16 protein-coding genes are annotated in these 20,580 nt (G+C 42.9%); 11 read left to right on the forward strand and 5 right to left on the reverse strand.

Going from position 1 to position 20,580, the window contains the following annotated elements:
• Positions 1-216: 216 nt before the first annotated feature.
• The 3 genes from L4D78_RS13925 to pabB all read right to left on the reverse strand — a co-directional run bounded on the left by L4D78_RS13925 (position 217) and on the right by pabB (position 3,850).
• On the reverse strand, positions 217-1,470 hold the full coding sequence (locus L4D78_RS13925; RefSeq protein ID WP_428467479.1) for an SLC5/6 family protein: 1,254 nt from the start codon (positions 1,468-1,470) through the stop codon (positions 217-219).
• A 191-nt stretch (positions 1,471-1,661) separates the two neighbouring features.
• Positions 1,662-2,261, reverse strand: a complete 600-nt coding sequence (locus tag L4D78_RS13930; RefSeq protein ID WP_428467480.1) for a CoA pyrophosphatase — start codon at positions 2,259-2,261, stop codon at positions 1,662-1,664.
• 188 nt (positions 2,262-2,449) lie between these two features.
• Complete coding sequence (gene pabB / locus L4D78_RS13935) at positions 2,450-3,850, reverse strand: aminodeoxychorismate synthase component I (RefSeq protein WP_428467481.1); 1,401 nt, start codon at positions 3,848-3,850, stop codon at positions 2,450-2,452.
• A 288-nt stretch (positions 3,851-4,138) separates the two neighbouring features.
• Between pabB and L4D78_RS13940 the strand changes: the two genes are divergently transcribed.
• The 4 genes from L4D78_RS13940 (at position 4,139) to L4D78_RS13955 (ending at position 11,294) form a co-directional block, all read left to right on the forward strand.
• Complete coding sequence (locus L4D78_RS13940; RefSeq protein ID WP_428467482.1) at positions 4,139-5,650, forward strand: fumarate hydratase; 1,512 nt, start codon at positions 4,139-4,141, stop codon at positions 5,648-5,650.
• 412 nt (positions 5,651-6,062) lie between these two features.
• Entirely contained in the window at positions 6,063-7,103 is a 1,041-nt protein-coding gene (locus L4D78_RS13945; RefSeq protein WP_428467483.1) for an efflux RND transporter periplasmic adaptor subunit, read from the forward strand.
• 1 nt (position 7,104) lies between these two features.
• Entirely contained in the window at positions 7,105-8,190 is a 1,086-nt protein-coding gene (locus L4D78_RS13950) for an efflux RND transporter periplasmic adaptor subunit (protein WP_428467484.1), read from the forward strand.
• A 2-nt stretch (positions 8,191-8,192) separates the two neighbouring features.
• Positions 8,193-11,294 (forward strand): efflux RND transporter permease subunit, encoded by a 3,102-nt coding sequence (locus L4D78_RS13955; RefSeq protein ID WP_428467485.1) that lies wholly within the window; start codon positions 8,193-8,195, stop codon positions 11,292-11,294.
• A 74-nt stretch (positions 11,295-11,368) separates the two neighbouring features.
• Here the strand turns inward: L4D78_RS13955 and pyrC are convergent, their stop codons facing one another.
• Positions 11,369-12,397 (reverse strand): dihydroorotase, encoded by a 1,029-nt coding sequence (gene pyrC / locus L4D78_RS13960; RefSeq protein WP_428467486.1) that lies wholly within the window; start codon positions 12,395-12,397, stop codon positions 11,369-11,371.
• A gap of 209 nt (positions 12,398-12,606) precedes the next feature.
• Positions 12,607-14,610: a methyl-accepting chemotaxis protein gene (locus L4D78_RS13965; RefSeq protein ID WP_428467487.1), complete on the reverse strand. Its 2,004-nt coding sequence runs from the start codon at positions 14,608-14,610 to the stop codon at positions 12,607-12,609.
• 372 nt (positions 14,611-14,982) lie between these two features.
• Between L4D78_RS13965 and hinT the strand changes: the two genes are divergently transcribed.
• The 7 genes from hinT (at position 14,983) to ycfP (ending at position 20,478) form a co-directional block, all read left to right on the forward strand.
• Positions 14,983-15,333 (forward strand): purine nucleoside phosphoramidase, encoded by a 351-nt coding sequence (hinT, locus tag L4D78_RS13970; RefSeq protein ID WP_428457469.1) that lies wholly within the window; start codon positions 14,983-14,985, stop codon positions 15,331-15,333.
• A gap of 207 nt (positions 15,334-15,540) precedes the next feature.
• On the forward strand, positions 15,541-16,926 hold the full coding sequence (locus L4D78_RS13975) for a COG3014 family protein (RefSeq protein WP_428467488.1): 1,386 nt from the start codon (positions 15,541-15,543) through the stop codon (positions 16,924-16,926).
• Positions 16,926-17,312 (forward strand): YcfL family putative periplasmic lipoprotein, encoded by a 387-nt coding sequence (locus L4D78_RS13980; RefSeq protein ID WP_428467489.1) that lies wholly within the window; start codon positions 16,926-16,928, stop codon positions 17,310-17,312. Before L4D78_RS13975 ends, L4D78_RS13980 begins: the two co-directional genes overlap by 1 nt.
• A 47-nt stretch (positions 17,313-17,359) precedes the next feature.
• The gene (gene lpoB, locus L4D78_RS13985; RefSeq protein ID WP_428457472.1) at positions 17,360-17,953 is read left to right on the forward strand and encodes a penicillin-binding protein activator LpoB; all 594 of its coding nucleotides are present in this window, start codon (positions 17,360-17,362) and stop codon (positions 17,951-17,953) included.
• 58 nt (positions 17,954-18,011) lie between these two features.
• Positions 18,012-18,863 carry a phosphotransferase gene (locus L4D78_RS13990; RefSeq protein ID WP_428467490.1) on the forward strand — a complete coding sequence of 284 codons (852 nt, stop codon included), beginning with the start codon at positions 18,012-18,014 and terminating at the stop codon, positions 18,861-18,863.
• Positions 18,864-18,926: 63 nt separating this feature from the next.
• Complete coding sequence (locus tag L4D78_RS13995; protein WP_428467491.1) at positions 18,927-19,772, forward strand: DUF6279 family lipoprotein; 846 nt, start codon at positions 18,927-18,929, stop codon at positions 19,770-19,772.
• Between the two features lie 163 nt (positions 19,773-19,935).
• Entirely contained in the window at positions 19,936-20,478 is a 543-nt protein-coding gene (ycfP, locus tag L4D78_RS14000; protein ID WP_428467492.1) for an alpha/beta hydrolase YcfP, read from the forward strand.
• Positions 20,479-20,580: the final 102 nt, after the last annotated feature.

Below are 20,580 nucleotides of genomic sequence, written 5' to 3' on the forward strand. Positions count from 1 at the left end.
TGGAAGCGATCTTGCTACCACCAGACTGTATAGTTTTTATCATTCTCGCCCCTTCCTTGGCGAGCTAAAAAAACAAAAGAGCAGGGGCATTCGCGTCCTGCTCTTTAGTAGCTTCTATTCTACGTGAATTGTCTCAGAAGACTATGCGTTGTAGCACATTTTCTTACAATAACAACTCATCATAGCTGTTTATCACTGTTTGAGTGACATACAGCCTTATAGTGCACCGTAGATTACAGATGTAATCGCCGCGATACCACATAGCGCAGTGAAAATCTGAGCTGGAGTAGAAGTTTTGTATTTAGCCATTGCTGGAACTTTGTTCATCGCAAATACAGGCATTAGGAATAGGATTGCCGCAATCATCGGTGCACCCATTGTTTCAATCATACCTAGGATGCTTGGGTTAACTACCGCAACAATCCAAGTTGTAATAACGATGAAACCAAGAGAGATTTTCTCGATCTTGCCTTTAGGCATGTTAGAGCGAGATTTAATTAGGCCAACTAGACCTTCTTGAGCACCTAGGAAGTGACCGAAGTAGCTAGAAGTAATCGCTGCGAAAGCAACCATTGGGCCCATTAGAGAAATCAGAATTGAGTCGTGCTCGTTAGCTAGGTAAGAAAGAACAGAGATGTTTTGTTCTTGTGCCATTGCAAGCTGCTCTGGAGATAGAGACAGAACAACAGAGAATACGAAGAACATTACAAAACCCATTAGCATCATCGCTGCACCACCAGTGATCATGTCAGTTTTCTGTACTGCATTGTCACCGTAGATACGACGTTGTTCTTTAGAGAACTGGCTGATGATAGGGCTGTGGTTGAATGAGAATACGATAATTGGAATCGCTAACCAGATTACAGAAGGCATAGTGCTCCAATCTGGGCTTACAGATACCATTGACGCATTCCACTCAGGAATCAGGTATAGAGATAGTGCTAGTAGAACGAATACTAGTGGGTAAACCATTGCAGAAGTTGCCTTCAGCATTAGCTCTTTACCAAATACTACGCCAGCAGTCATCGCAAGGATTAGGCCACCAGATAGTAACCAGCGTGGAATTGATTCCATACCTAGCTGGTTAACCATGAAAGAATCAACAGTGTTAGTGATACCAACACCATAGATTAGAACGATTGGGTAAATAGCGAAAAAGTAAGCAAAAGTGATGAGGTTCGCACCTGATTTACCAAAATGTTCTTCAACAGTATCTGTGATGTCTGCTTCAGGGTTCTTCGCAGAAAGAACGAAGCGTGCTAAGCCTTTGTGGGCGAACCATGTCATTGGAAGAGCAAGCAGTGCAAGAATGACTAACGGCCAGAAGCCACCAGCACCAGCTTTAATTGGAAGGAATAGAACGCCTGCGCCTACAGCAGTACCGAATAGCGATAATGCCCAAGTAACGTCTTTGTATGTCCATCCTGCTTTTGCAGTTGTAGTCGCTGCAGTGCTTGTAGATGTTTGCATGATTATATATCCAGAGTTAATTACGGAACGGAAATTACGGAACGGGGCGCATTTTCACGATTTCTTACAGGAAAACTTTGATCAAGATCCCGTTATGTAATCACTTGGAATTGCAATACAATTAAAGGTGATCTGGATCACACTAAATGAGAGGGTAATATTAGGGAAAATAGCGTGTCACATTAGATTTGTTAATACCAAAGCTGTTTCGACAGTACCTTTAGCATTTGGGCAGTGGCACCCCAAATTGAATATTTGCTGAATGGAATTGAATAAATATTGTGATTAGCACCTGAAAGAGTGAACCTTTGTGTCCGCATATTCACTGGGTTTAATAAGTAGTCAAGAGGGACCTCGAATAATTCATCGACCTCGTTAGGATCGAGTACTGGCCTATAGTTAGGAGAGATAGTCGATAAATATGGCGTGACAATGTAACCACTAATTGTCGGTAGTTGGGGAAGCTGCCCAATAATACTGTCTCTGTTGCATAAAATACCAGTCTCCTCCCGTGTTTCTCGTAGTGCAGTCTCAATTAAATCAATGTCTTCACTCTCAAAGCGGCCTCCGGGGAAGGCGACTTGTCCTGGATGGTGTTTTAAGTGTTGAGCACGGCGAGTAAAAACGACATTAAAGGTATCATTACGTGGGACGAGAGGGATAAGTACAGCAGCTTGCTTTAAGGTACTAGCAGGTTCTATATGTTGGCGTATGCGTGTTGTATGACTTCTATCGTAGTTAGCCTGAGGAGCTAAAAGAAAGCGGGTAATAAATTGTTGCTGGTCGCTCATAAACTGTCCATAGCGTAAAAGCTTGCTGTCCTACATATAGTAACTATAGCTGTTGAAATACATTATTAAGATGAATTTTCATTTTGGCCAGTATAGTTAATATCGATGGCTTGGTTATTCTTTGAACACCAAAGTTAATGATATCCAAGCTTTTTTAAGTAAAAAACTTGGATATCTAACGTATTCATCTATTCTAGCGTTGGTAATATTTTACTTAGCTTATCCAGTATTTCTTGGTATTCACTGTCAGCCTGACTGTCAGCAACGACACCTCCACCAGCCCATGCATGGATCTTTTGCTGATGAGCAACCAGTGTTCGAATTGTAATACTGGTGTCCATATTTCCACAGCGGCTAATATAGCCAATGCTGCCACAGTAAACGCTTCTACGATGCGGCTCTAACTCTTCGATAATTTCCATTGCACGAATTTTTGGCGCGCCTGTAATCGAACCGCCAGGGAAACACGCACGAAGGAGGTCGGTGGGACTATATTTCGCCTCAAGTTCACCGGTCACAGTGCTTACAAGGTGGTGAACGGCAGGAAAGCTCTCAATACTAAACAGGTAAGGTACACGGACAGATCCTGGTACAGCGACTCGACCGATATCATTACGCAATAAATCGACAATCATTAAATTTTCAGAACGATCTTTTTCTGCTGTTTGTAAATCATTAGCCAGCTCAGCATCGTGTTCAGGGTTACTTGAACGTGGTCGGGTGCCCTTTATTGGTTTCGTCTCAATACGACCGCTGCTGTGTTGCAAAAAACGTTCTGGCGAGACTGACAATACACTGCTGTCATTTGTTCGAATAAAAGCAGAGAACGGCGCACTGTTATGTTGCTCAAGATGACAGTACGCTTCCCACTCATCGCCCTTGTAGTGGGCACTAAAACGCTGCGCAAGGTTGATCTGATAACAGTCACCTGAGAGTAAATACTGTTGAACCTGATCAAACTTGTTGCAGTATTGGGCTTTTTCCATATTTGCAGCCCACTTAGATGTTAATGCAAAGCAAGCAGATTGTTGCTGCACGTTTATTTCCGACTTGGAATAATACGCTTTTTGTTGTTTTTCAAGCCAGGCTTTGCGTTCACTTCCATGCGGGGATATAACATAAAGCTGCTGGGTATGGTGGTCTGCAATCAATGCCCAATCATAAATACCAACAGCCATATCTGCTGTTGCGAGATCGTGTTCTGCTAGCTCTGCGATATGTTCAACACGTCGACCTAGGTCATAAGCAAAATAGCCGACTGCACCACCTAAAAAGGGTACATCTTTGATAGGGTTAATCGTGGGTAACAGCTTTTGCTGAGTTTCTTCTACTAACTCGAAAGGATCATTGGTGCTGATTTTTTCATCACCATTTGAAAATTTAATACGAGTTGTTTCATCTTGTGTCTCTAAAGTGGCTAAAGGATCAGCAACCAAGATATCAAAACGATTATCTGGGTGATCTGATGCCGCAGAGCGTAATATCATAGCCCAAGGCTGGCCCGCCAACGGTTTAAACCACGTTAACGAAGCGTCTTTAGTGTAATTGAGTTGTTCTATAGTCAATTTTGGATGTGATTTACAAATCATTTTCTTTTTTGTGACAGGTGTACGATTGGCGCATGGCGCGAAATTGTCCGCAAGAGTATCATAAACGCAGAATTTAATACGACGCCCAAGGACGTCCTTTGGCCATTATTTTTATTGGATACATAGAAACAATGGTTAACGGAGAATAGCCATGAGGATCATGGCCGCGTGGTTACGTTTTTACCCTGTGCATTTCCCTACATACAGGCGTACTAATCGTGAATCACACCTTACATTGGAAGCATTAAATCGGGCGCCATGGAATGATAATAAATCAACGAGGGCTTTATGACCGTCATCCAAAAACAAGATGTGATCAGTAGTGTAGCAGATGCGCTGCAGTATATTTCTTATTACCACCCGCTAGACTTTGTTCAAGCGCTTGAAAAAGCTTATAACAAAGAGCAAAGCCAAGCAGCAAAAGATGCCATTGCTCAAATTTTGATTAATTCACGTATGTCAGCAGAAGGGCGTCGTCCGATCTGTCAGGATACGGGAATCGTAACGTGTTTTGTTAAAATTGGCATGAATGTACAGTGGGATAGCGATCTTACCGTACAAGAGATGATTGATGAGGGTGTACGCCAAGCATACACCAATCCCGATAACCCGTTACGAGCCTCTGTTGTAGCGGATCCAGCGGGAGCGCGTAAGAACACCCAAGATAACGCGCCTGCTGTTGTTCATATTGATATGGTGCCAGGTAATAAGGTCGAAATTCAAATTGCTGCTAAGGGCGGCGGTTCTGAAAATAAAACGAAAATGGTAATGCTGAACCCATCTGATGATGTGGCTGAGTGGGTAGAAAAAACGGTACCGTTAATGGGTGCTGGTTGGTGTCCACCGGGCATGTTAGGTATTGGCATTGGCGGTACAGCAGAAAAAGCGGCAGTGCTTGCAAAAGAGTCACTCATGGAATCGGTTGATATTCATGAGCTACAAGAGCGCGGCGCGGAAACGGCAGAAGAAAAATTACGCCTAGATATCTTCGAGCGCGTAAACAAGTTAGGTATTGGTGCACAGGGCCTTGGTGGTTTGACAACGGTTGTTGATGTCAAAATCAAAACGGCACCTACCCATGCGGCTTCAAAACCAGTATGTATGATTCCTAATTGTGCAGCTACGCGCCATGTACACTTCACGCTTGACGGCACTGGCCCTGCTGAATTGACGCCACCAAAACTGGAAGACTGGCCTGAAGTCACATGGGAAGTCGGTGAAAGTGTTCGACGTGTAAACGTGGATGAGATTTCTAAAGCTGATGTTCAAGAATGGCGCTCGGGTGAAACAGTTTTACTTTCAGGTAAAATTTTAACGGGTCGTGATGCCGCACATAAGCGCATTCAAGACATGCTAGCGAAAGGCGAAGATTTCCCCGTTGATTTCAATAATCGCTTTATCTATTACGTAGGTCCTGTTGATGCTGTAGGCGATGAAGTTGTAGGCCCTGCTGGCCCAACGACATCAACACGTATGGATAAGTTTACTGACATGATGCTCGAACAAGCGGGCTTAATGGGTATGATTGGTAAAGCTGAGCGTGGGCCTGCGGCCATCGAATCCATTAAAAAGAATAAAGCAGTATACCTAATGGCAGTCGGCGGTGCGGCTTACCTGGTTGCGAAAGCAATCAAGAAAGCACGTGTGGTTGCTTTTGAAGATTTAGGTATGGAAGCTATCTATGAATTTGAAGTCGAAGATATGCCTGTAACGGTTGCCGTTGATGCTGAAGGTGTTAACGCACACCAAACTGGCCCGGATACGTGGAAAGTGAAAATTGCTGAATTCGAAAAAGCATAAATTCTTTCGCATAATTTAGCTGGATAAAAAGGGGCTTCGGCTCCTTTTTTGTTTTTTTAGCTTTATACTAATCACCTGAAAAAACCTCTGTGTTAGTTTATTCCCCCCACAAATATTCCAAAATTCCCCAAATTTAATCCTTATTCTCTGATTTGTTTTGAAATGCTTCTTTACACTATCACCCCATTCAGAAGACTTTGTTAGATTGACTTTCTTATTTAATAAACTGTTTTTGGTCGTATTTTTGTGCTTGTTCGAAAATTAGTCGCAGTTTGTGGGCTATAGTGTAACTAGGTTATTAATTTGTGGTGCTTTTTTATGGTAACCACAGATAGAGGTACATCGCTAAATAGCCATGTGTAGCGATATTCAATAAGTATAAAGATAACAAAAACATATAATTGAGGATTTTATGGGACGCGTTATTTTAGCTACGGCTATGCTATCCCTGTTCATTCAGGGGTGTGGTGACAAGGAAGTTGAAATACCTGAGCCTGAATCTAGGCCAGTTAAGCTTGAAGCCGTTTCTGTTGGTGATAATGAGACTTTTCGTACATTTCCTGCTGTCGTTGAGGCGGGTGATAAAGCCGTTTTGGCGTTTCGGGTTTCAGGACAGTTGAATAAAGTTGAGGCTCACCCTGGTGATTTTGTCAAAAAGGGAGAGGTGCTTGCCCACCTTAATACTGATCAATTGGAGTTACTGTTAGAACAAGCTCGAGCCGATTACGAATTAGCGTATGTACAATATAAACGTGATAAAGAACTGCTAAAAACAAATTTTGTGTCGGAATTGGATTTTGACCGTTCAGAGGCTGAACTTAATCAAGCAAAGGCCGATTTGGATAAAGCTAAAGCGAACCTAAATTATGCGAGCTTGGTTGTGCCTTATGACGGAACGTTATCACTCTCTTTAGTGGAAAACTTTGAGTATATAGCGGCTAAACAACCCGTAATGCATATTCAAAGTGCAGGCCTCATTAATGTTACCTTCCAGCTCCCAGATCAACTCTTTGCTCGCTTTCAACATAAAAGTGACTTCGACCGTGAACCTCGGGTCACTTTTGATACCATCCCGGATCAAATTTTTGACGCGCAATTTAAAGAAATCGATACCGAAGCGGATGAAAAGACCAATAGTTACAAAGTCACATTATTTATGGAACGCCCACAGGGTTACAACTTGTTGCCTGGTATGGCTGGACACGTCAAAGTCTCTATTCCAAGCGGCGGAATGGGCGCGATTCCAAAGCGTGCCATTTTAACTGAAGGTGATAAGACATTTGTCTGGAAAGTGGACGGGCAGGGCATTGTTAGTAAAGTTAGTGTTCAGTTAGATGAAAAGCGGCGTGTATTAAGTGGGTTACAGGATGATGACTTAATTGCTACTTCAGGAGTGACTGGGCTCCAAGAAGGACAAAAAGTTCGTCGATGGGTCAAAGAGCGGGGGCTTTAATATGAAGACATGGACTTTAATGCCTTTAGCCTTTGGAGTGGTCATGGCTTTATCTGGTTGTGATAAAGCTGCTGTAGAGCCTCGCTCTATTATCGCTCCTGTTGCTGTCAGTGAAGTTAGAATCGCGGAAAGTGCACCGCAGCTAACATTTCCAGCTGTAGCTGCCGCGGCAAATAAATCGAGTTTGTCCTTTAGGGTGCAGGGTGAGGTCAGTTTTATTTCAGTACGACCTGGCGATTTTGTAAAAAAAGGGCAGTTGTTGGCGCGTTTAGAGCCGACAGATTACAGACTTGAAGTTGATGATGCACAAGCTAAGTTCAATGTGTCTGATAGTCAGTATCGACGTTCGGCAAAATTGGTTAAGCAAGGTTTTTTACCTCAAGCACAATTTGATGAATTGAAAGCTCAGCGGAGAATTGCAAAAGCCCGTTTGGATTTGGCAAAGCTGAATCTAACGTTTACTGAACTTAAAGCACCATTTGCCGGGGTTATTTCAAGAGTACCGGTTGAACAATTTGAAAATGTTCAGGTTGGTCAAATGGTGATGAACCTACACCTTGCAGATCAAGTCGATATTATTATTCAAGCGCCAGATATGATTTATTCCCAAAGTACAGCTGTAGAAGTTCAGGCTTCTCAACCTGGAGCCAGAATTATATTAGAAGACGGTTCTGAATTTCAGGCAAATTTGAAAGAATTCACAACCGAACCCGATCCAGAGGTTGGGTCTTTTCTTGTGACGTTGACCATGCCTATGCCAAAAGACCGTTTTATTCTTGATGGGATGGCGGTTGAAGTAAAGGCTGATGCACAAAAATTGAAGGTTTATAAACGGGATGAAGTTGTAATCCCGATGGAGGCCATATTTAATGCCGATGGCGATGAGTTGGCGCCTGATAATAAATTTGTTTGGGTTGTTGATAGTGATAATACAGTAATGAAACGGAAAGTGACTACTGACAAAGTTGTGCCTGACGGTGTTCGGTTATTAGACGGCTTAGAATCAGGAGAGCTGATAGTTGTTGAAGGCGTAAATCGGTTACGTGAAGGGCAGTCGGTTACCATCGTAGATAAGGAGGCAGGCTGATTATGAAACAAGATATTGCAGCCTATTTTATACGAAATAAAGTGGTCAGTTGGATGCTGACGTTGATTTTCCTTATTGGCGGAACGATGGCCTTTTTTGGGCTAGGACGATTAGAAGACCCAGCTTTTACCATTAAAGATGCGATGGTGGTTACTGCCTACCCAGGTGCAACGCCACTTCAAGTGGAAGAAGAGGTTACTTATCCTATAGAACAAGCGATTCAACAGCTTATTTATGTTGATGAAATCAATTCTGTCTCAAGCCGAGGACTTTCGCAAATTACGGTGACCATGAAAAATAATTATGGTCCAGATGATTTGCCACAAATTTGGGATGAGCTTCGTCGTAAGGTTAATGATTTAAAACCATCATTACCGCCAGGTGTTCAAGAACCATCGATTATTGATGATTTTGGTGATGTATTCGGCATGTTATTGGCCGTGACAGGGGAAGGCTATAGCTATAAAGAGCTAAATGATTACGTTGATTATTTACGCCGTGAAGTGAGCTTAGTCGAAGGGGTTGGTAAAGTTTCGGTTACGGGTACCCAGCAGGAACAAGTGTTCATTGAAATTTCAATGCAACGTTTGAGCAGTTTAGGTATTTCACCGCAAACAATATACGGGACGCTTGAAACACAAAACTTGGTGACGAGTGCTGGTGCGGTAAGAATTGGTTCTGAATATATTCGAGTACATCCAACGGGCGAATTTAAAAGCGTAGAAGAACTTGGCGATTTGATCATTACTGAAAGTGGTGCCGAGGGCTTAATTTACCTTAAAGATGTCGCCGAAATAAAACGTGACTTTAAAGAAGTACCGGATAACTTGGTGAGCTATAACGGCTCTCAGGCCTTACATGTTGGGATCTCTGCGGTTGAAGGGGTCAATGTTGTCCAAGTAGGTGATCGAGTAGAGCGTAGGCTAAAAGAGCTGAAAGAGCAGCAACCCGTCGGCATTGATATTGGTGTTGTCTATAGCCAACCAACCGAGGTAGATAAATCCGTTAGTGGCTTTATTGTCAGCCTTGGACAAGCGGTTGCAATTGTAATCATTGTTTTGTTGTTTTTCATGGGTGTTCGGTCGGGGATCTTAATTGGGTTAATTTTATTGTTAACCGTTTTGGGCACGTTTGTATTCATGAAATGGATGGCGATTGATTTACAACGGATTTCACTTGGTGCATTGGTTATTGCGCTCGGCATGCTGGTTGATAATGCCATAGTGGTCGTTGAAGGGATATTGATTGGCATGCAAAAGGGGCGAACCCGTGTGCAAGCCGCTTCTGACATTGTGACACAAACCAAATGGCCGTTATTAGGTGCGACCGTTATTGCGGTAATGGCATTTGCGCCTATTGGTTTATCACAAGACTCAACAGGGGAGTATTGTCGAACACTGTTTACCGTATTGTTAGTATCATTGATGCTTAGTTGGTTTACCGCAATATCGTTAACCCCATTTTTTGGTGATTTATTTTTCAAAAAATCAAAAGTTGGTTCTGATGACGACGATGTGGATCCATATGCCGGTAAGTTGTTTGTTTGGTATAAAGCTTTCCTAGAGTTTTGTATGCGACGGGCATGGATGACAGTTATGGTTCTGGTTGTCATGCTTGGGGCAAGCCTTTACGGATTTACCTTACTGAAACAGTCATTCTTTCCATCATCAACGACACCGATGTTTATGGTTGATGTGTGGCTACCAGAAGGCACAGATATACGTGCAACAAATGATACGCTGGGTAAGCTTGAGTCTGTTATCGAGCAAGATGAACGTGTTGACTATGTCAGCTCTAGTGCTGGTAAAGGCACGCAACGCTTTATGTTGACCTATTCGCCTGAAAAAAGTTACTCATCGTATGGTGAATTGATCATTCGGGTAAAGAACTTTGATGACGTACTACCCGTAATGGGTCAGTTGAGTAAAGTACTCGATACCAAACACCCAGAGCTAGATTATAAATTAAAGCAAATTATGCTTGGCCCATCCTCCGGCTCTAAGATTGAAGCGAGATTAGTCGGTCCAGACCCAACTGTTTTACGGACGTTATCTAAACAAGTGGTTGATATTATGAATGCCGACCCTGGTGCCTTTAATATTCGTCATGATTGGCGCGAACGTAATAAGGTACTTGAGCCAGTGTTTAATGAAAGTCAGGCTCGACGATATGGGATCACCAAAAAAGATGTTGATGACTTATTGCAGATGTCTTTTTCTGGGCTGACGGTTGGTGTTTATCGTGATGGTACTAATTTGATGCCAATTGTCGCGCGTTTACCGGATGAAGAACGGGTCGATGTCAGCACCATTGAAGGGATGAAAATCTGGAGCCCTGCTACGCAAGGGTATATACCAATACAGCAAGTGATCAATGGGGTGAATATTCGCTGGGAAGATCCACTGATTGCGAGGAAAGATCGTAAGCGAATGCTGACAGTCATGGCAGACCCTGATCCACTTGGTGATGAGACGGCAGCAACTGTTCAAGCTCGTATACAGACGCAGATTGAATCTTTGGACTACCCTCCAGGCTACTCACTAGAGTGGGGCGGTGAATACGAATCGTCAGCGGATGCAAAGGCGTCGCTGTTCCAGACAATGCCGATGGGCTATTTAGTGATGTTTTTGATCACGATATTCCTATTCAATAAAGTGAAAGAAGCTCTCATTGTTTGGGCGACAGTACCACTTGCTGTTATTGGTGTTACCACAGGGTTGCTATTATTGAATACACCGTTTGGCTTTATGGCCTTACTTGGTTTCTTGAGTTTATCGGGAATGCTGGTGAAAAACGGTATTGTACTGCTTGATCAAATCGAAATTGAAATTGCGAGTGGTAAAGAAAAATACCAAGCAGTAGTTGATGCGGCAGTCAGTCGTGTTCGCCCTGTTTGTATGGCGGCAATTACGACGATTCTTGGGATGATTCCACTATTGCCCGATGTGTTTTTTAAGCCGATGGCAGTCACCATTATGTTCGGCTTAGGTTTTGCGACCATATTAACCTTGATTGTGGTTCCCGTATTATATCGCTTGTTCCACCATCTTCGTTTGCCCGAAGATACTGCGGCGGTAACAGCAACACCGGTAACGCAAAACTAATATTGTGTTAGCGTGAAACAGCAAAAAGGGCTTCCGATTGGAAGCCCTTTTTATTGGCAGATCGTGCTAGTGGTTTATTTCACTTGCCACTGAATGTCTTCACCTGCACGGATCGGAACAACAACATCATTACCAAATGACATTGTTTCAGGCACTGACCAGATCTCTTTGCTTAAGGTAATGGTGTCAGCATTACGCGGAAGGTTGTAGAAATCTGGGCCATTAAAGCTCGCGAAGGCTTCTAGTTTATCTAGTGCGCCAGCTTGCTCGAATACCTCAGCATACAGCTCAATTGCCGCGTGGGCAGTATAAGAACCTGCACATCCACACGCTGACTCTTTACGATCTTGTGCGTGAGGTGCAGAGTCAGTACCAAGGAAGAACTTAGGGCTACCACTTGTTGCAGCTTCTACAAGTGCTTGCTGGTGGATATTTCGCTTAAGAATTGGCAAACAGTAGTAATGTGGTCGAATACCGCCAACCAACATATGGTTACGATTGAACATTAAGTGGTGAGCTGTAATGGTTGCACCAACATTTGGCCCAGCGTTGTTCACAAACTCGACTGCATCTTTAGTTGTGATGTGTTCAACCACGATTTTCAGGTTAGGCATTTTCTTAACAATAGGGCTTAGTACTGTATCTAAAAATGCTTTTTCACGGTCGAAGATATCAACATCATGAGTTGTTACTTCACCGTGGATAAGTAGCAACATACCTTCTTGTTCCATTGCCTCAAGCGTAGGAATTAGCTTATCAATGGAAGTCACACCAGAATCAGAGTTCGTTGTTGCCCCTGCAGGGTATAGTTTTGCCGCATAGATATGGCCAGTTGCTTTAGCTTTGCGGATTTCGTCAGGGGTGGTGTTATCAGTGAGGTAAAGTGTCATGAGAGGAGAGAAATTGCCTTGCGGCTTTTCGGCTAGGATGCGATCTCGATATGCCAGAGCCAACTCAGTGTCAGTAACCGGTGGAACCAAGTTCGGCATAATGATTGCTCGTCCAAGGTATCGGCTTATATCCCTAACGGTATCATTTAAGACTTCACCGTCGCGAAGGTGCGTGTGCCAATCATCAGGACGTGTAATCGTAATAGTCGTCATTGTTGCTTCCCTCCAAAAAAATTCGACCGATTCTAAAATCTTAACGAGATGAAGTAAAGGATAGGCTTCAAACATTCTGCCTATTTGATTACCAAAGAGGTAATCGATTGCTTTTGTGTAGCATATAAATGCTTAATGAAGAGTAAAAGAAAAGCCAGTGGAAAATCGACTGGCTTTGTTCATGAATATCGAGGTGGTTAAATTAGCACTTATAATTTAAATCGATGTACTAAATCATGCTGCTGATGAGACAAGGTATCAAGTTTGGCGCTAGCCTCTGCAACTTCTTCCATCGACATAAAGTTTGAATCCGCAATATGGCTAATATCAGCTAATGTACGAGCAATCTCGGTAGTGGTACTGCGCTGCTCTTCAGCGGCTTCAGCGATGTGGGTACTCATTTGGCTAATTTCATAAATTATCGCCTGAATTTCTTCCATTGCACTATTTGCCTCGGAAGCTTGATTGATGCTATTCCCCATTTCACTGACACATGACTGCATGACAGTCACGGCTTGACCTGAACTCGATTGCAAGCTTTGGATCATCTGTTCAATCTCAGAGGTTGAATCTGTCGTGCGTTTAGCCAGCACCCTGACTTCATCGGCAACCACGGCAAACCCACGTCCTTGATCGCCCGCTCGTGCGGCTTCTATAGCGGCATTCAAGGCTAATAAATTGGTTTGGTCGGCAATGTTTCTGATGACGTCAAGAATTGAGCCTATATTGCTGCTCATTTCTTGGAGCTTAGAGACGGCATTCACCGACTTGTCTAATCGTTCAGAAAGCTGATGTGCGGTATTAATATTACGACTCATGACTTCTCGGCCAGTGTTAGAGGCCCGCTCAACCTCATGTACACGCTCCATCGTACTTTGTGCGCTACGTGATACATCAGTCACCGATTGTTCCATCTCTGTCATGGCTGTTGCCACTGACGCTGTTTGATGGCGCTGTTCGTTTAGACGATTTTTGGCTTCAGTTGTTGTGGTTTGGTTCTCTTCTGCGACGGTGGTTAGATCGCCTGAGGCTTGGGTGATTTTGCCTAAAATTTCTTGCAGGTTATCAGCAAGCATATTGATGTAACTACCCAATTTACTGAACTCAACAAATTGATTGATATCACTACGTTTAGTCATATCACCATTGGTTAATGCCTCAAGTGTTTTTAAGGTAGCGTTCAATGGGCGACGAACACTTTGTGCTAAATACCAGCCAATGAAAATGGCAAATATTGTTGCAGCTAGACCGATTAAAATAGCGCGATTATAGCCTTGCTCATAAGCATTATCGGCATTAATAATGGCTTGATCCATTAGGTTATTCGCTTGAATACCAAAACTATCGAGAATTAATGTTGCTTGGTCAATTTCAGCGGCAAGCGTGGCAATATTGGTATAAAGGCGGCTACGCGCATCAATATATTGAAAATGGGCATCCAACACACCACCATTTTGACCGATGTCTTTATTATATTGCTCTATATCCTTATCAAAGATTGCATTTAACTCAGGCATGATGGAAGTCAATGAGCGATATGCGTTCTTGAGGTGGTTAACATAGAGTTTGTTATCCCTTACGGCTTTGTTGATGATGGTCAGATCATCGGTAGCAAGGGCATCTGAAGTAATGGTTTCTGTTTGTTGGAGTTTGATGAAGTAGTTTTTAGCGATCATTTTGACGGAAATGCTTTCTTGTTCGTCAACATAATCTTTCATTCGAAGGTTTAAGCTATTGTGTAGGCGTTGAAACCGTCGCGCAGACTGCTGTCGCTCACCTTGTGCGAGCAATTGTGTTCGGTAGTTACCCATAGCCGTATGAGACTCGCGGAAGTACCGCTCTTCAAGCGCAATTAATTCTTCAAGTTGACCGCTCAGTGCGCTGTTGCCCTGTGTGATAGCGATTAGCTCTTCAAGCGACGCAAGAAAACTATTATGTGCAACCGTAAAATCGGCCTCATAAGCATCCATTCTTTCCGGTTGCTGAGTTGTCAGAAAATCTTTGAATATTTTATCGGCAGAAAGGAGGCGCACACTGACTTGATTAGAGAGTGAAACCAAAGGTAATGCATCGGTTGTGACGTTTTCAAGTTGCTGGTGAATACGGTTTGTCCCATCCAGCATAGTCATGATTGTGATAGCAAATAAAAGAACCATCACAGCAAAGCCGGTATACATACGTCGTATTACAGAGGTTTGTTTCGTTGTCTTCATAATATCCCTAAATAATAACAAGTAAGTGACAGCTGAACTTACTTAACTAACTGTAATACGAAGTTGTTATTATGGTATTGGTCTTCGTACAAAGTGTGATGCTGAAAATTTAAGCAGCAAAATAAGCAGCATCAGTTGTGGCAAAAATGACCCTAAAAGCACAAATTAGACGTGGCTGGCATAGGGTATAGCGTCTAATCATAAATGAATATGCTTCTTACAGTCTTTGACCGCTGCATCAAAAAATAACTTCTAAGATAAATAAATCACTGGAAAAGTTGTTTAAAACAGTGTTCAATATTGCTCTGGTGAATGGAGTCAAGCATACTGGTTAGTAAGGAAAAACCTTAGCTAATTAAAATGGAGCATGTTATGGCTGAAGAGACCATTTTCAGTAAAATTATTCGCAAAGAAATCCCTGCCGATGTTTTGTATCAAGATGACTTAGTAACGGCATTTCGTGATATAAACCCTCGTGCACCAAGCCATATCCTTATCATTCCTAATAAATTAATCCCAACGGTGAATGATGTTGAAGCGGATGATGAGTTAATGATGGGGCGTTTATTTACGGTAGCTCGCAAGCTGGCAGAAAAAGAAGGCATTGCAGAAAATGGTTACCGTTTGATCGTCAATTGCAATCCACATGGTGGTCAAGAGGTGTATCATATTCATATGCACCTGCTTGGTGGTCGTCCATTAGGGCCAATGTTAGTTGGCTAATTCACTTCATTTGGTGAATGTCTAACCAAACGCAGATGGTAGCGTTTAGTTGGTGGAACTTACGTCTAAGAATAAAGTCTGAGTGGCAGGGACTTCTGATCAGAAGGACTAGAAGGTTTGTTCATTTTTCTCGTATGACCCAGTCAGTACGAAAAGGTAAGTAGGCTTTGCTCTTGGGCTTTTTTATAAATAGTGGTTGATGACAAAATGTTGAAGCATGCCGTTGTTGCGGTTTTATCTCTTAGTTTAATGGCGTGTGCGAACTTATCTACACAAAGCTTGTTTAGCCATTACAGTGCTGCCAATAGTAAGGCTCATCAGGCAATGCAACAGGGCCGCTATCAGCAGGCACTGGAGGCATTACCTGATGCGCCTGCAGGCGATATTTTAGATGGCATGGAAAAAGGGCGCGTAGGCTTTGTTGCAGAGCAGTACCCCCAAAGCTTTACGGCATTACAGCAATCCGATCAGGCGGTAAAAGAGCAGCAAAGACAGGCTGCAATCCAAATATCTGAGGGCTTTAATCAAGCGGGTGCATTATTGACGAATGACAATATGATCACCTATCAGCCAGCAGACTATGAATTGGGCTTTTTGCACCTGTATTTGGCACTGAATTACCTACAGAGCCGAGACTTAGAAGGGGCACTTGTTGAAGTACGCCGTGCCAACATGGTGCAAGAGGCAGCCAAAAGATACCGTGATGCCGAGCTTCGCAAGGCGGAAGAAGAAGCTCAGCGAAAAGGAATGGATCAAAATTTAGGGGCGGTATTAGCGCGTTACCCTAATGTTGGGAATAAGCTAGGCAATATCCAAAATGGCTATTTATTCTATTTTTCTGGTGTGTTGTATGAGGCGGATGGTGATTTAAATAGCGCCTATATTGACTATAAGCGTGCTTTAGCCGTTGCGCCTGATAACCCATATGTTGCAGATACCGTATTGCGCCTAGCGACAAGAATGGGGATGTCGAGCGATCTACAAAAATTGGAAGCGAGATATGGTGAATATCAAGCCCCTGATCGTAACAGCGGGAGGGTAGTGATATTCGATGAGCAAGGCGTTGTAGCCGCAAAAGAGGGGTGGCGTTTACCGCTATGGCTCCCCGATAGCCGCGGTAATGGTGTGATATATAACCTTGCACTGCCTTATTACCAAACACCAGTGAAACCGAAGTTTTCGCCATTGCTGATGGATAAACAACCTGTTTCATCAAGCGCGTTAACTGATGTTAATGGCATGGCGCAGTACAGTTTAAGTGAAGATCTTCCTGTTATTGTTTTACGCCAAGCGTTACGTGTTGTGGCGAAAGATCAAGTCAGGCAATCAGCAGCCAAGCAAGGCAATGATGTCGGAAATGTGCTGGCTAATATTTTTAATACATTAACTGAACAACCGGATACTCGTAGCTGGCAAAGTTTACCGGCCAGTGTCGCTGTCTCACATAGCATGATGTCACCAGGGAAACATAGTCTTTCATGGAATGGTCATCAGATCGATGTAAACGTTATTGCTGGACGGACGACGATGGTATGGGTATCACGGCAAGGAAACCAACTGACTGGTTGGTCAGTGCTACTAGGAGATAGCTAATGAGAATATTGATCATTTTGTTCATGGTAATAGGCATTTCAGCTTGTTCAACAGCTTCATCTGGAATCAGTATTGAAAGCAGCAACCAAAATGTGGTTATTGGCAATAATGATTTGGCCAATCGAATCACAATAGAAAGAGCACATGTTTCATCTGCCAATGGATTACTGAAGGCTGGTGTGCCAGTGACGAGCAAGATCGATTCAGATTTAAAATTGCAGTACCGGTTTTATTGGTATGATGCGCAAGGGTTAGAAGTTGCTGGAAGTGATTCTCCATGGCGTCAATTTGTTTTACATGGCAAAGACACTATGACATTACAAGCGGTCGCAAGAACGCCGCAAGCAACGCAATATCGTGTTTATATCCGTAAAGCGACTTATTGATTAAGGTAGAGCGGTTGATCTACTAATTTAAAAATGAAGGTAAGAAAATGAAAAAAAGCGTGATTGCGTTATTGGGTGTTGCCGCATTGATGGGTGGCTGTGCGCAAAAGGTAAGTTATGGCGATGCTCAGGAAGCGGAAACGACGACCATTGAGTTTGGCTCAACAGACTTGCAAAAAATTGCTGAAGAAATGACAGATAGTATGTTGTCATCTGGTTCTGTCGCTTATATTACGGGTAATAACCAGCGTCCAATTATTGTGGTTGATGGCATTAAGAACAAAACAAGTGAGCATATTGATACCGAGTCTATTACTGACTCAGTAAGTACTCGCCTTTTAAACTCGGGTAAATTCCGTTTTGTTGATATGACGCGTGTAGAAGCTGTTCGTAAGCAGCTGAACTTCCAAAATAACGATGAGCTTGTGAATCAAAGTACTGCTATTCAATTTGGTAAAATGGTTGGTTCGGAATACATGCTGTATGGCAACCTCTCGAGCATCGTAAAGTCTGCCGGTAGTGATAAAGATGTTTACTACAAAATGACTATGCGTTTGATGGATTTGGAAACAGGCTTAATTGAGTGGGCTGATGAAACTGAAATCCGTAAGCAAGAATCAAAAAGCTTGCTTGGCTGGTAGTTGAATCAGCACAATTAGCTCATTGGTACCCCTTCAGGCAATGCAAAGGAATAGAACGTTGTTAGATGCTTTAACTGAAGTATTTCTTACCGGCTTGCCTGAATACCAATTAGTTACGGCTAAACCATTGGATGGTGGTTTAAGTAACCGTTGCTGGTACATTGAGTTAAAGCATCGCCACACTGGTTGTAATCATCAATTAGTGTGGCGACCTACTTCCTCTGCTACATCGGCATTCGCCTTATCCCGTCAACATGAGTACCAGCTACTCACGGGAATACCGGCTCAGCTAGCCCCACAACCTTTTGCACTGCTTAACGATGGTTTATTGGTTGAGTGGGTACGTGGTGAGACGGCGACTGACGCATTACCAAGTAAAAACCTGATTCAGTTACAAGTCGCAATACATCAACTTCCGGTGCCAGCATGGCGTTTAGACGTGCGTGAGAAGGCTGCGCATTATTGGTCGCAGATACCGTCAGACGTTAAAGATGATACCTTGCAGGCCATTTATCGCTATTTTCAAACTCAATCACCTAAGCAATGGTTTTCTGATACCTGCTGCCATCACGATTTGGGTTGGTACAATGTCATAATTCAGCCCGGTGGTTCAGCGAAGGTGATTGATTGGGAGTATGCTGCAGCTGGAGATCCGGCATTAGATCTCGCTTTAACAATTACGTCTAATCAGTTGGATCCGAATATGGCAATTGGACACTACTGTCAGGCTATTGGCTCGAACGAAGTAAAGCGTTGGCAGCAAGCTGTTGCAGCTTGGCTTCCATGGTGTGATTTCCTTGCAATGCTATGGTTTTATGTGGGTTGTCGTCTTTGGCAAGATACCAGTTATGCAGTAGAAGCTGAGAAGTTAAAGCAACATCTTATTTCAAAACTGCAATATATTGATTAAATAAACCTTTTCTATATTAGCTAGTCTAAACTTCTAACGGTTTACTTAGTACGGAGTCGAAAGATGGTGAGAATGGTCCCACAGCTAGCTGCTATGTCTTTGACTTTGCTCTTGCTCGGCGGGTGTGCCACACGTTTAGCATATAATAATCTGGATTTCTGGATTAGCTATAACCTTTCGAACTATGTCAGTCTCGATAGCCACCAAGAATCATTGCTGGATAACGGGCTTGAAAAAGCACTGCAAATTCACCGTCGTCAAGCCCTTCCCAAAATTCATCATGGTATTGATCAGTTGCTGGCTGATTTAAAAATGCCGTTGTCATATGGCCAAGTTCGGGGCTATTACACGCTATTTAACGGACTAGGTAAGGAATCTTCGGCAATATTGGCTAAACCGCTCGCAGGCATGCTCTCAGGATTAAGTGATGCACAAGTTGCAGAACTCGACCAGAAAATCGAGGGGCGATTAAATGAGGTAAAGCAAGAGCGGCAGGCACTTACCGCGAGTCAAAAACTGTCCAAGCGGACTGAACGGCTTGAAGATTTTACTCAAGATTGGATTGGTACATTAAGTACAAAACAAAAAACGCTGTTGCAAGAACTGGCTGGCTACCAACTTGAAATGGAACCGGTATTCCTTGCGATTCGTCAGCATTATTTAGATAGTTGGCGAGAGCTAATGAAGCAGAGGTCTCTCCCTTCGTTTGAGTATCAATTTAGTCAGTTGTTGCAAAAAATGGTCTCTCTGGATAACGCTTCCTATCAATCTGACATTAATTTTTACCTTAATCGCCGCTTTGAGTTAATGCGGCGGTTGAACCATACGCTCACAGAAAAACAGCGTGAGAAGTTGGCGAGTAAGCTAACAACATTAAGAAAAGATATCGCTGTATTGATTAACCAGTAGGAAAAAGAGATTAAGTGATGTTTTTGACTTTTAAACCCTACAAAACGTGTTAGATTAAGTTCAAAGAAATGTTATTAGAGCATTACGAAAAGGCAGATGGTTTTCTTCATTGAGATAGACTAAAAGACCAGATGCTAAGCGTTGATCACGACAGGGAGAAAAGATGATTATTTACCTACATGGCTTTGACTCAACAAGCCCCGGTAATCATGAAAAGGTACTACAGCTGCAATTTATTGACCCTGATATTCGTTTCGTGAATTACAGCACGCTTCATCCCAAGCATGATATGCAGCATTTATTAAAAGAAGTGCACAAGCTAAAGGAAGAATCAGCAGATGAATATCCGTTGATTTGTGGTGTTGGCCTCGGTGGATATTGGTCAGAGCGTATCGGTTATTTGTGTGGGATCAAACAGGTTATTTTCAATCCAAACCTGAATCCAGAACGCAATATGGAAGGACGTATTGACCGCCCTGAGGAATATGACGATATTTCGACTAAGTGTGTGACAGGTTTTCGTGAAAAAAATGCAGGTAATTGCCTTTGCATACTTTCAACTAATGATGAAGTGTTAGATAATCATCACACAAAAGATGCACTTGGTGATTTCTACGATATCATCTGGGATGAGAACGAAAGTCATAAATTTAAAAAAATCTCACAGCATCTAAAAACAATAAAAGCATTCAAAGAAACACTTTAACCTCCTACCTTACTGCAGACGGTTCTTGCCGTCTGCTCAATAACATCAATAGAAGAGTATCTTGTGTTGCACCTTGTTGCGTAAGGTGCTGTTCTATTGGTA

The sequence above is a fragment of the Photobacterium minamisatsumaniensis genome, assembly GCF_050336695.1.
In the GTDB taxonomy this organism is placed as follows: domain Bacteria; phylum Pseudomonadota; class Gammaproteobacteria; order Enterobacterales; family Vibrionaceae; genus Photobacterium; species Photobacterium minamisatsumaniensis.